This window comes from Marinagarivorans sp. (assembly GCF_982758155.1).
This window is the reverse complement of the sequence record NZ_CEXWTU010000006.1, coordinates 47,333-61,616: the sequence shown is the minus strand read 5'-3', so window position 1 is coordinate 61,616 and position 14,284 is coordinate 47,333. Positions and strand designations below refer to the sequence as shown.

The window sequence follows — 14,284 nt, the reverse complement described above, 5'->3', positions numbered from 1 at the left end:
GTAGGTCTTGAATAAGGCCGCGCCCTCGAATACTTAATTCGTTGGTGGCATCTTCTAGAATATCCAAAAGATCTGTGCGTCTAGACTCATCGTAAGCTAGTGTGGTGACGGTGTTCTTAGTGGTGGGGATCTGGAAATTTTAGGTAATGAAAAAGTAGACTATTTAGGCTTTCAATTAAGTCCAAGCATTTTTGTGCCCAGAAAACGACCCGCTAGGGTGACGGGGGTAGCGGGGGCTGCTGGCTATTTCGCCAAATACTCTTTATAGTTCGGGATTTTAGAGAGCATGGTCTACCTCACGCAGTAGCTATAGTTTTTTAGTTGCGGCTTAGTAAGGTTTTATTTCCTTTATTTCCTTTATTTCCTTTATTTCCTCCATATCCTTTATTTCGCTTTCTATAGGTCTTTTACAGTAAAAAGTCATAGGCATTAACGTTGTCGAGTTCTAAGGGGCGAGGCAATAATAGTTTGTCCAATTAGACGAAGGCGCCTGTTTTCTCAGCAAGGCGCTCGAAGGGGCGCATGCCGGGGCATGTAACGCTTTGGGCAACGCAGTTGAGGAAGCAGGAGGCAAATATTATTGGATAAAGTATTTTTTCCTCGGCCCTAATGTGGGTGTTATAAGTAAGCACTGTTGAGTAACCCCAAATTATACCAATTTCACATACTAAGTGATCATTTATACGGATTAAAAGCACTAACTGCAGCGTTATTTATTTAATAATTAGAGTAACTGGCTATGTAATTTAATGATTTTATCTCCGTCTAAAATAGATCACTTAATTAATGAAGTTGGTATTAGTATAAAAATACAAAATGTAGACTGAAATATTTTATTTATTCGGGATGCCTTTCGTTACTTCACCAATACGGAATTTAAAAATGATCCCAAGGCGTTCCTCGTTAAAAATACTTGTGCTTATTTCAGCGGTTATAGTTGCTGGCTGTAGTCGTGACATGTCTGTTTTGGCTACTGTCGGAGATACAGAAGTCACGGTGTCAGAATTTGAGTCAAGTAAAAACAGCATTGCCAGCTCTTTAGATCCAGCGCAGCAAAAGTCCCAAATTTTAAACACCCTTATCGACAGAAAAGTTCAACTTCACTTATCTCGTCAAGCGGGTTACGAGCAAGATCCCGAAATTGTCCATGCCATCGAAAACTTACTTATCGCCAAATTACGACAAAATGAACTTAATAGCATAATAAATGCAGTAACGGTTAGCGATGCCGATGTTGACGCTTATTACCAAAAAAACATAAAAAAATATACGTCCTCTGCCATGATACGCGGCGCGATGATCTTCCTTGCCTTACCCAGTAATGCAGATAACGAAATACGCTTAAAAGTACAAAATCAAGCCAATAACATTTTAACGTTAGCTAAAACACAGCCTGCCTCGGTAAAAGGTTTTGGCTCTTTAGCACAAAAACATTCACAAGACCAAGCCACCCGCTATGTTGGTGGTGATATGGGCTGGCTATCAACCAAAGAAAAAATTGTAGCAATAGCGCCTCAAAACCCAATATTAATGAACGCCTTACAGCAATTAAACAACAAGGGCGACTTGTCACAAGTTATTACCACAAGCGATGGACTTTACCTTTTAAAATTAGTTGATAGCAAACCCGCGTTAATAAAACCTTTATCGGTTGTTGCCAGCAATATTAAGCAGCGTTTATTGCATAACAATCAGCAACAAGCAGAGGCAGATTGGTTGCAAGGCTTACGTCATTCAGTCACACCATTAGAAATACATAACAAAGCGCTATCTTTAGTTAACTTACCGACAAAGGGTAAAAAAAATAACCTCCCGCGCCCACCAGAATTACCTTATTAATGAGAAACACCTCCTGCGGACTAAAGCCTTCATCTATCACGGCTTGGGTATAAACACGCATGGACATAAACACGCATGGATAGTTAATCGATAAAAAAAATAACAGCACTAAAAAACGTTAATTAACCATAACCACAAAAAATAACATCAGCACATACACCCCCGGAGGGGAGAAATGCAAAACAGCAAAAATTGGCTTAAAAGAACACTATACATAGTGTTAACCACAGGGCTCATCACAATAAGTGGCTTATCTGCAGCCGCCGTTGAATGCTCTGGCGGAGGCATATGCAAACAAACCATCGTTTTAACGCCGGGTTGGAATGCTATTTATTTGCAAGTTCAGCCTATCGATAAAACGCCGGAGGCCTTTTTTACCAAAGCAAACGGCGATACAATAAATGTATCAAGCATGTGGACATATCTTGCACACCGCGCCACGGTTGATTATATCGCCAACCCCGATCCTGAAAAGTTACTCAGCGAAGCCGGCTGGTTACGTTATTTTCCAGCAACAGCCAAAGAAGCGTTTACCACCAATTTATTTTCATTATCTGCAAACCGTGCATACCTGATAAAGCTAGAAGGTGAGCAATTTGAAGTGGTAAATATTGAAGGCACACCGGTTATTCCTAAAACCAAATGGCAACCTAACTCCTTTAATTTTACCGGTTTTCATATTGACCCTGCTAATCCTCCCACTTTTAGTCAGTATTTTGCTGCTTCGCCAGCGCACAGCAAGCTTAACATATACTCCTTAAAAGATAATCTTTGGGATAAAGTAGTAACACCTGATGTTGAAGTCATCGACCCTGACAAAGCCTATTGGGTTTATAGCGAGCAAGGCAGTAAATACAATGGCATGTTCGATGTTACCGTGCCTCAGGTAAACCGACTTGAATACGGTAACGTTATCGAGAGTTTAGGTGTAACACTTAAAAATCATTCGTTAGCAAATAATACGCTGAGTGTAAGTCTTGCGGGTGACGCCTCGGGTGTTTATTACAAAAATGCCAATACTGACGGCCAGCCTTGGGTGCCACTTGCTATAAATAGTTACGAAGTATCAGCAAATGCTAGCCACACATTACGCTTAGGGGTTCGCCGAGCAGATTTTACTCCTGGTGGGCTTGAACAAGTGCTTGATATTAGAGGCAGCGGCAGTCGTTGGTTGCTACCTGTAACCGCTGATGCCCCCAATATTGATAATAGTTTATGGGTAGGCAGTGTCACCATAGAAAAAGTCGCACAAGTGCAAAATTATAAACATGATTGTGGTGACGATGACCATCAATTATGTGTCGAAAATGTCGGCCGTATACAAGACACTTGTCTTGCTGATGGCACCTCGCCAGGCCTTGGTGAGTTTAGATGTACTGACAATATTAATGTCGCTGCACGCACCTGTGATGTTAATGGTGAAAACCCCGGCACAACAATTCCAGGCGCAGGTCACGCCTGTCATGAATTTTCAGTGCCGGTAGAAGGTGACAACACCATATTAACCCCTGTAGCTCAAACGTTTTCCTTTCGGGTCATTATGCATAATAACGGCGGAGAAGTTGCTTTACTTAAAGACGTAATTTTGATGAAAAATCAAGCCACAGATAACGAGTCAGGAAGCTATGTACTCGTAACCGACGAACAGCGTATTTCAGAATTTACCGGTGTCGCAATACGCGACGGAGAATTGGTCGGAAAACGCCTTAGTACCGCCGCCTATGACTTTACAGGTAATACCCAAGCCATGGCTGGTAGCATTGGCAGTCAACTGACTATCAGCTTGCTTATTGATAAACAGTCACCTACAAACCCTTACCGCCATTTGTATCATGCTCAGCACGGTAAAGGTTACGACATTACCCGCACCATGGAATTTTCATTTGCTGGCGCCGAAACGGGGAGTTTTCTGCGCGCAGGTTACGACGTACTTGAAGGAACTTACCGAGAAACCACCACTGGGCTGCATAAACGCCCCATCATCGCAACGGGTACTTTCCGTTTACAGCACGCAGCTGCCATTGGGAGTTTACACTAATGAGGGCCTTACTTTTGCTACCGGCAATTAAAATTAATTTATCACGTTACTGTTTTACCCAAGCGCTGCTTATTAGCCTATTGTTTTTTTCAGGCATTGGCAAAGCCCATGCCCAATGGCCTGTTAACCTCGTTACTGGTGGCTCGCAGGTAACCGATAGCGCGGTTGATTCACAAGGCAATCATTACCTTACTGGTCATTATGTTGGAAATATGCAATTTCCACGGGAAGGGCAAGAAGCTGCTGTATTAGCTTTTGATACCAGCAGCCAGAGTTCCCAGTATTTCATCGTAAAATATAATAAAGTAGGAACGTTTATTTGGGCGAAGCAGATTCTTGGGTACGGACCCGATAGAAACCCTGCCAGACTAAGCATTGACAATAAAAATAGAGTCTATTTTAGTAACTACGGTTCAGGAGTTAATCGCAGAGGCAATATTGGTGATTCTGTGGTAACTAGGGCAGTGTTTAAGACCGAGTTAGACGTTTTTAACGCCGATGGTGTTCGGCTTTCACACAGCTCCTCTGATCTTTATCAGATTGACGCTCCCTTCAGTGATACAGACTTGATTCATCCAACGGGAAATGTGCAGTTTTCGCTCTCAGAGTCGATTGATAATGCAGGTAATCAAACTGGATTTCAGTTGATGACTTTTAAAAATAGACCTATTGGCGGAAGTGCAAGTGATGACTGGGATTCGACTAGGGTTCGTCAATATCACTGGCAGGGTGATACCTTGATTTGGGGGGATTATAAGACAATCCCTGTAAATCAATTCACAAGCACGGCAAGGGTATTATCAATAGAAGGTTTACTAGGAGATAGATATTGTCTGCTGATCTCAGCAGGAACTCCTAACAATATTAAACATCAATGCTTTTATAGAACAAACTTAGACTTGTGGAAAATAGCTGCAGATGGTGATGGCGAATCAATAGCATTTCTAGGAAGTCTAGCTTCCCCTAGAATACTAGAATTGGATATTCCTGCTAACTCAAACCCGCTTATGGCGCATTGGGATGGTGGAATATATTATTATAACCGTGAACTATTAAGTTATACCCATCCTGGCGATCCTAGCCGGAACTTTAGCCAAAAAATTGTTGGCGGCGCTGTGCTTAGCAACGATTTAACGGTAGATAGCGCGGGTAATGCCATTATTTCAGGACGCACTGCAAATAAGTTGACCTTCACCAATGTGGGCGGCGATCCAGTAACACTGTCATTTGATAGTAGCAGTGCAGAGTCAAGTTTTGTCGCTAAAATATCGAATAGCGGAGAGTGGGCTTGGGCTAATAATGTCGCCCGCACAAGTAAAACGATGTCGGGCAATAGCTTAGCTGTCAATCGTGACGGTAGTGTTGTTTATCTTGGTGCCAGTTATGTGCGCACTGCCGCCTTTGCCGGTAGCAAGCCGCCCATTGAATTTTCTGGAAGCCCTGCGTTTAGCACATACATTATGCCGCTTGAGACAACGTCCGGAAAATGGCTAAACCCAACCCCTATTACAGTTGGTCAATCAATAAGTCGCCCTGTTGACGCGTTAGCAGGTAAGCCTCCCTTAGTCTATGTCGACAATATTCTTATAAACGCACTAGAAACAGATTATGTTTATTGGAGTGAAGTGGATGATGCGCTGTATGTCGTAGGAGACCTACCCGGCAATACTCAACTTGCCTGGCGCACAGTAGAAAGTGGCGAAACAGACGATGAAGGTAGCCCCATTGGGAGTATTTTTGGCGCAACAATTGCCGAGCCCATTATTAATCAGCCCAGCGAGCAAATAAGTATTCATGCGGCGGGCACCTCGGTTGATTTACTGCCAGCTTATACACCAAATAATTTTGTTAATAGCGCCAATAACAATAATGAGGCCAATAGACCATTGCGTTTTGAAAGGGTGGTATGGCCGTCAGAATTAAATTTAGCCTTTGAAAATAATGTTTTTACCCGTGACGAATGGGAGGGCGTTGAAAGTGATTATGTGGTATTACAGTACAACTATACATCTCCAACAACAAACACAGCACATCCTTATTTTCAAATGGTTGAAACTAAGAAAACCAGTGATTTTATAAAAGCTGGTAGTAATTGCGTGATTGGTGAAGCACTTACCGAAAATAGCCATGCTCGACCCGCAGAGCGTAACGGGCATGTTGTTAATGTAAGGTCTCGCTACGATGCCAGTTTGCACAACCGAGCAAGTGATTTAGGTTCTATTATTGCGGTAAATACTGCTGCCGCCGCCGCTGATACAAAAATGGATGTGGTGTGGTATGGCATAAACGAATTAGGGCAATTTTGGTCCAATAACCCGCGCCGTTATAACTGTCAATGGAAAGATTCTGCAGACGTCATCACTATTTCCGATCAGCAAGGTTCGGGCGATCTTAGTGACATCCTAGGGCCTAATGTTAGAAACCCGAGTATTTATTATCAAAACGACGTATCCCTGCCGGGTTTTAATGCCAATGAAGAGCATGCTTTACTGTATAACAACCGTGTATATGCGCTGCGTGATGACCTTAATGAAAAGTTGAATCAGCAAAACCCTGAAATGTATTCATTGCCTCGTGTGCTATTAAAGTACGAAGATGGTGATAACGCTAATAAGACCACCTTTAAGCAGTTCAAAATAACGGCTGTGGCAGATGATAAACCGTTTGGGCCTAAGGATGCCAACAAGATATATCAGAGCAAAGGGCTGTATAAAACCACGGTAGGTAATTTACTACAAGCACCTGCGCCACTTACCCGATTAGGCGTCGATGGCTGTGATGGAACCACCATTGTTGATAGTTTTAACGTCGGGTGGACTGATCATCAAAATAATTTTTGGGGCCGCTCTGCTGGAATCATTAAGGTAAAATACCAATACCCGCTTCAAGACGGTTTTTATTTTGATTTTGATGATAATGTTGTTGTTGAGGGAACAAAAGAGGTGGGCGAATGTGTCTCGTGGTTAGCATATCATTCCTTCGCTGAAGGTGGCGCAACAGACGATGCTATCAGTATTAAGGTTTTATTTGAATGGCCTGAAAATGCACCGATTATGGCGCCGGGTGAAACGCTCTTTAAAAGTAAAATTGTTGAGTGTGCTGATCCAAACACCGACGAAATATGTACGTTACCACAAATTAATGGTCAAGCCGCAGCCGAAATTATATATGACGAGGTAATGCACGGGGCTGATGCACCGCTTGATGCTGACCCTGCCGATGCATTATTAACACTGTTTGATCCACTCAGTGCACGTAGTGTTGCTCTTGAAAAGCTGCCGCCGGCTATCGCAACCTTCTCGCAGGGCGGAGTAGAGTTATTTACCGGTTTGCCTTTTGTTTTACGGTCACGCTTAAGCTACGACCCGATTAATAAACTACTGAGCTTTAAAGGCACCTTTGATGATTCGCAAATAGGTGACCCGCATTTATTAGCTAACATTATGACAGCTAAAGAAAAAGACCGTATTTTAGCCTTAAGTAACAATACAGATTTCGCAACTGCCGTAACCGCCTTATATCATAAAAGTCGTAATCCCAACGATCTAGAGCTTGCCACGGTATTAATCGGCGGTGTTGTTGTAAATGCCGGTGTACCAGGTGAAGCCGATCAAGCCTATCTCATCGGTCTGCAAGGCACTTATTTAGGAGACGGGCTTGATACCGATGATGATGGTATTGCGAACGATTTTATTGATGAATCAAGTTATAACGATACTGGTGAGTTGATCCTTAACCCCAATTTCATCGACGACAGGCTGGATTCACCGACATTTTCGCTGCAATCAGGCCACTCAATTGTCAAAAAAATTGATAAAACAGCAGCACAGCCTCAAGCGTTAACAGGAGTGCCAATGGCTTTAGCAGCGGGGCGTACCCGTGGTGAAGGCTGGGTAACGCTCGCTTTTAATAATGACCCTGAGCTAGGTTTACCGGTGAGTTTACAAGTGATAAAAGTAGATGCTAGCAAGGGCGTTTACCAAGGGAATATTTGGATTGTGCCTTCTGATAACGTTTTTGATGAGTCACTTACTTTACGCCATAGCGCGGACTTTGCCGGTGACCCTGACCGGATTGATTTTAGCTGGTACTACCAACCCGATACAGCAGGCCAACCTGAAGCCCCTTTGTCTTTTGCGGCTGGTGACACCGATAAAACGACCTTATTACCGGTTGATTCACCTTGGATACGCCATGGCAGCTCCGGCCTTGGCGCAATAGATATTACCATTGAAGGACCTGGTTTATTAACGCTAAGTGATAATTGGTTTATTACCCGTTATACCGGTTTAGGTACTGATAGTGTTGACACAGATGTCGATTTGTTTGGTAATAAAGACATTCCAAGCCCTTGGGCTGGCGATCCTTCCTATAACCGATATGCTGAAACGTCAAACCCTGCCGTTGAAACAAAGGGGATGTTGGCCGAAGGTTGGATTAAACGCGTTATTGGTAAACTGAATGTATTTGACCAACGTGTATCCGATTTCCATACCAGTGAAGTGAATACACTCACTAGCATAATTGCCCAAGCGGGTGAACCTTATGCTGGCCCAATTCCTTTTAACCCCGATCCTGATGTTATCAATAATGTTGGTATTATCGAAGCGTATCAAACGGTATTAGACCGAGGAAAAGACTTAAGTATTGGCGCGGGTTTTAACGATATTGCTGCTAATACCCAATTATTAAATGCCTCTACCCGTATTGCTGATTTGTATATGTTATTAGGCAACGAAGCTTATGCTGATGCACAAGACCCGACTATCGGTTTTGATACCCATAATAAAATTGGCTCTGTAGGCTCTATAGCGTCTTCCATGTTCGCTTTTCAAAATCAACTGGCATCACCTCTTGAAGAAGAGCTGATACTACTGCGTGGTCGTGATGATTCTCGCTCGGGTACCTCTGGTCACCCAGTAAATAACCGCCTATTTTGGAACTTTACCCAAGGTAATGGCGAGGTCGCCTACGTAAAAAATTATCGCATTACCGACCAAAATGCTGATGGTTTTGTTAATGAAACCGATGCGCGTATTTTATATCCTCAAGGTCATGGTGATGCCTGGGGACATTATTTAACGTCAGTTAAAAATCGTTACCTATTACTTAAAGAAGAAAACTTCACTTGGAAACCGCGCACAGAGTCTGTATTGGTGGCGGGCGTGCCGATTGAAATTGACTATCTGGATGAGCGAAAGTTTGCCGCGGCTGCCGCCGCTAAGGCGCGAGCTGGTGTTGAAGTAATTAACCTGACTTACCGCGAAAAATATGTTGAATCGCCTGCCGGCCAATGGCAAGGCTACAAAGATACAAAAAAGGTTAACGTAACAAACGAGTCTGGCGATGTTAGCCAAATAGATCGTGCTTGGGGCCTTGACGGCTGGGGCCGCAGGGCAGCACAAGGCGCATATTTTGATTGGCTAACCGCTAACGCCATTTTACCGCACGAAGACCCTGATCCTACACACGAAGGTATTGAAAAAGTAGATCGTACTACCGTGCCAGAGTTGGGCGAAATAGCGGCCGCTTATAACGCGATTCAAGCGCAATTAGATAAAGCCGATGCTGGATTAAACCCGTTGGGGTTAGCCAAGGGAGTTGTGCCTTTTGATATTAACCCCAATACACTAGAGGGAGAAATGGGTAATCATTTTGACCAGATAGCTGGGCGAGCGCAGGCGGCGCTCGATAATGCATTGAAGGTCTTTGATCATGCCAATCAGCAGACGAAATCTTTGCGCTATGTTCAGGATAACGTTGATCAAATCACCACTAACATGGCCGAGCAAGAGCGAGATTACAAAAACCGCTTAATCGAACTTTTTGGCTACCCTTATGCCGGCGATATTGGCGGAGGAAAAACCTATCCCTCGGGCTATAACGGACCAGACTTGTATCACTATCAGTACATTAACAGTGACTTGGTTGGCGATTTACCCGCACCCAATGGTTCATTTACTGGCTACTTTACCGGAATACCCTTTGGTGGCGTAAACGCCCATTTCTTCCCTGAAGACCTTACCGCTTTTACTAACGTTGGCGAAGATATTCTTGAAGTATATTACCCGGTAACAGAAGGCGCTGGAGCAACACACGGTGGGAGCTGGAAATTTATTGCCCCGACCAGCTGGGGTAAGCGCAGAGCTCCGGGGGAATTACAAAATTCGCTGTCAGCCTTATTACAAGCTGAGGCCGAATCAAAAATGGCCCTTAAGGCGCATGAAAACTTACTGGAGGACATAGAAGATGCGGCTGACTTGCTTGAAGCTGAATACCAACTGAACATCGTTAGTATCTCTATATTAAAAGACGAAAAATATCAGGCTGAAGCGTTTAGTAAAACAATATGGAAAGTACGTAACGCTCAATCTGCCGCAGGGTTTACTGCAACTACTAGTGAATATATTGCACAAATAATAGAGCTTGCCATAGCAGATACGGTAGGTCTTGCTACTGATGCGTTAGCCCCGATTACATCAACATCCGTGGCTATTGCTTTGGGTGTAGCCACTGTTTCTAATGAAATATAAAGGCTTCTTGATTCTTCAGCTCATCGTGTGGAGTTAAGGAAGGACGATACGTCGCTTTCTACGGACATACGCTTAGAAGAAGATACCATTAACGTTGCCCTAAAAGAACGTATCAAAGCACTTGAGCAACTTTGGCGCCAAGAGGCGGTATTACGTTTAGAGCTATATACCCAAGCTGAAATAGCGCAGCAATCAAAAGCTAATTATTACGAAGTATTAGCACGTGGGCAGCGTTTGCTGGAAGAACGTAAAGCTTTTCGTGTTGCGACGTCGGGAGATATACAGTCTCATCGCTACAGCGATATGACCTTTCGAATATTTCGTAATGACGCTTTACAAAAATACCGTGCACATTTTGATTTAGCCGCTCGTTATGTGTATTTAGCGGCAACCGCTTATGATTACGAAACGAACTTACTTGGCGATGGCGCGGGCGCAGGGCGTAAATTCTTAGCTGACATAGTACGCCAGCGTAGTTTAGGCCAGGTTATTGATGGTGTGCCCGTTGCTGGCACTCCTGGTTTAGCAGATGTTTTAGCGCGATTAAATCAGAACTTTGACCTTTATCGTGGGCAGCTTGGCTTTAATAACCCGCAGGTAGAGACCAATCGTTTCTCATTGCGTAAAGAGCTGTTCCGCCTTGCTGGGGATGACGAACAGTGGCGTAATACCTTAGAAAAATCGCGGGTGAATAACCTTTGGGATGATCCTGACTTTAAGCGTTATGCTCGACCTTTTGCTCCTGAAAGTAGTGGCCCACAACCGGGTTTGGTGATTGAATTTCCAACCACGATAAGTTTTGGTCACAACTTTTTTGGCAAGTCCTTAGGCGGCGGTGACAGTGCCTATGATCCGACTAACTTTGCCACCAAAATTCGTGCGGTAGGCACTTGGTTTAGTGATTACGATGGCACAGCGTTGTCGAATACACCGCGGGTATATTTGATTCCTGTTGGCATGGATGTCTTGCGTTCGCCAAATGGCGATAACTTTGAGACCCGTGAATGGCGAGTGGTCGACCAAAAATTACCCGCTCCGTTTCAAATTGGTGCCTCGGATCTGAATAATCCGTCGTGGATACCGAGCAACGACTCATTAAGCGATACCTTTGCGGAACTCAGGAGAGTGTCGAGTTACCGCGCTTATCATGACAGTGGTGAATACGACCCAAGCGAAGCGATTACCGATAGCCGTTTAGTAGGGCGTTCGGTGTGGAATACTCGCTGGAAGTTGATTATACCGGGCGGCACGTTAAATGCTGATTCGGCAGAGGGATTAGATCGTTTTATTCATGGGCAAGCTCTTCAAGGCGGCGAGCGTGATGGCAATGGTATTTCCGATATTCTTTTACACTTCCAGACCTATGGCTTTTCGGGTAATTAAGGCGATGATTAAAATGAAATTTAAACTATTTTTCACAATGAATTCGCTGATAGCGGTATTGAGTTTATTACCGCTTAAGCTCGCATTCGCTTTAATACCAGAGCCTGACAATTTGGTTTTTGGCACGGTGACTCTTGACGGAATTGCGTTAACTGCCAATGACAGTGCGGTAAGCATTGTTATTCGCCAAGGTGATGTAACGATAGCGCGATACTCTTTAGGGGATAACGAAGCTGCAGGAAATCGCTATTTACTCGCGGTACCCACTGATTCGATATTAGCGCGTAATCCTAGCGCTAATCGGGCTGAAGATAGCTTGATGGTTTCTTATCAATCAGGGGCTGTATTTTACGACGTGGTTGAATTTGAAATTCCTGAGCGAGGAGAGGCGACAGAGTTAAACTTAAGTATCTCAAGTGAGGCTATTGCTCGTAATCAAAATGATTTACCTAACCCTGGCAATCCTAATAATGGTGGTGGCTCTGGAGGTCAAAATCCAGGTGATGGTAACACGCCAGCTCCACTTGATAGTTTTGGGAAACCAGACAGTGATGAGGATGGTATTAGCGACGAGTTTGAATTGGCCAATGAGGGACTAAGTCCATTTATTGGCAGCGATGCTGTTAAAGATAACGATGGCGATGGCGTGAGTAACCTTGATGAATATCTTACGGGTACCAATGTAAACCTCGATGATATTGCACCACTTTGTCAAGCGCCACTTGATATATCGATAGGTTCACAAGGCCACTTAACTGCGGTAAGTCTTGGAGAAGCCCTGGTCACTGAGCAAGGAACAGGTAGTGCTATTGCGTTAGCTTCAGATATAGGGCCTTTCCTTTCTGGTCAGCATCAAGTTTTGTGGACGTGTACAGATGAAGCAGGCAATACCAGTTCGGATCTTCAGTTGGTAAGGGTATTACCAAGCATGAATTTTTCTGCCGATCAGGTCACTGGAGAAGGTGGATTAATAAACGTGTGTTTACAGGCAAGTGGCGAAGCAGTATTGCTTCCTGTTATCGTCAATTACAGCGTTTCTGGTGATGCGTTAAACCCAGAGCACCACAACGCAATTGATGGCGAACTGTTTTTTGATGACGCTGTTTTTGCTAGCGATAAAACGGTCTGTGTTGATGTGGATATTACACAAGACGAGCAAGTTGATGATAATCGTAATTTTACCCTTACGCTAACCGCAGCGCAAAATGCGGTGATTGGCGATAAATCCTCCCATAAAGTGACTATTATGGAAGGTAATATTGGCCCTGTTGTTGCGCTAACAGTTGAGCAAGATGGGGCTGAGCGCGATTATATTAGTGCTGATGACGGTATTGTTACCATAACCGCTGTTATTCAAGATGCTAACTTCGCTGATCAGCATAGCCTTGATTGGTTTGTTGCTGACGATTTGATTACCGATACTGATGGCATTCCAACGGATAATGTTTTTGTATTCGATCCGAGTACTTTAGCGACAGATAAGATGTTTTTGTTTGAAGTAACGATTACTGATGACGGTGCCCCGGCTATGTCGACAACCCAACCAATGACAGTAGCGTTCAAAGCCATTGACGGCCCAGATAGCCTTGATGACATGTTGGATAATCATCAATTACCTGGGCAAAGTGATTTTAACCATCATTACGTGCTAGAAACGGATATTGGCTTGGCGTTGCTGTTAGGCGATCAGGCTAAGTCTTCTGGGGTGGAGCACGCGATATTAAATGAGGTTGAATTTAGTGCTTTTGCGGGAAGTGAGCTTGTTGATACCTTTATGAGTTTATCGGGGTATTTTGATGCAGTTGTTAGCAAACTTTCAGCACCGGGTTTACAAGCCAATATTGTTTTACCTTTATTGTCTGAAGTGCCTTCAGGTAATGTCTTTAAAGTTCTTATTGATGGTGAGTGGGTAGCATTTATTGCCGATGAAAATAATAAAATTCGTAGCGCGAGAGGACAAGAAGGTGTTTGTCCTGCGGTAGGAAGTGAATTATATCAACCAGGTTTAACCCCTGGAGATTGGTGTGTACAGTTAACATTACACGATGGCGGTTTATATGATGTTGACCAACGTGGTAATGGCTCTGTTGCTGTTACAAGTGGTATATCATCTTTAAGTAGTTTTGCTACCGTTACCTATACCTTCTTGCCTAAGCTAAAACAAGAGATGGGCTTAAGCAAAGTTACTTTGTCAGCCTTTGAAATTGATAATGGTGAAGATGTTCAAATAAGTGGGCTGACATTACAAGCTTCTGGTAGTGGTGATGAAGCCACTCATGTTGAACGAGTAGAGATCTGGCTTGATGAGAATGGCGATAATAGCTGGGATGAAGGCGATCAAAAACTAGGACAAGGTCACTTTAGCGAAGATGATGAGCGTTTGGTCATCGACTTTGATAGCTCTTTCGATCTTAATAAAGGTATAAGTAATATTTTAGTTACCTACGATTTCTATGAAGCGACATCGCTAGCGGATTAATTTAATTTGGTT

General features: G+C 43.7%; 5 protein-coding genes. All 5 read left to right on the top strand.

The genetic code is table 11. The features are described from left to right. Positions 1–882 precede the first annotated feature (882 nt). Positions 883–1,839: a peptidylprolyl isomerase gene (locus AC3A8L_RS01720; RefSeq protein ID WP_487960488.1), complete on the top strand. Its 957-nt coding sequence runs from the start codon at positions 883–885 to the stop codon at positions 1,837–1,839. 175 nt (positions 1,840–2,014) lie between these two features. After that, the gene (locus AC3A8L_RS01715; RefSeq protein ID WP_487960487.1) at positions 2,015–3,877 is read left to right on the top strand and encodes a hypothetical protein; all 1,863 of its coding nucleotides are present in this window, start codon (positions 2,015–2,017) and stop codon (positions 3,875–3,877) included. Next, on the top strand, positions 3,877–10,410 hold the full coding sequence (locus AC3A8L_RS01710; protein ID WP_487960486.1) for a hypothetical protein: 6,534 nt from the start codon (positions 3,877–3,879) through the stop codon (positions 10,408–10,410). Before AC3A8L_RS01715 ends, AC3A8L_RS01710 begins: the two co-directional genes overlap by 1 nt. A gap of 27 nt (positions 10,411–10,437) precedes the next feature. Continuing rightward, positions 10,438–11,793: a hypothetical protein gene (locus tag AC3A8L_RS01705; protein ID WP_487960485.1), complete on the top strand. Its 1,356-nt coding sequence runs from the start codon at positions 10,438–10,440 to the stop codon at positions 11,791–11,793. A 13-nt stretch (positions 11,794–11,806) separates the two neighbouring features. Beyond that, positions 11,807–14,272, top strand: coding sequence for a Calx-beta domain-containing protein (locus AC3A8L_RS01700; RefSeq protein WP_487960484.1), 2,466 nt, complete (start codon positions 11,807–11,809; stop codon positions 14,270–14,272). The last annotated feature ends 12 nt before the right edge of the window (positions 14,273–14,284 follow it).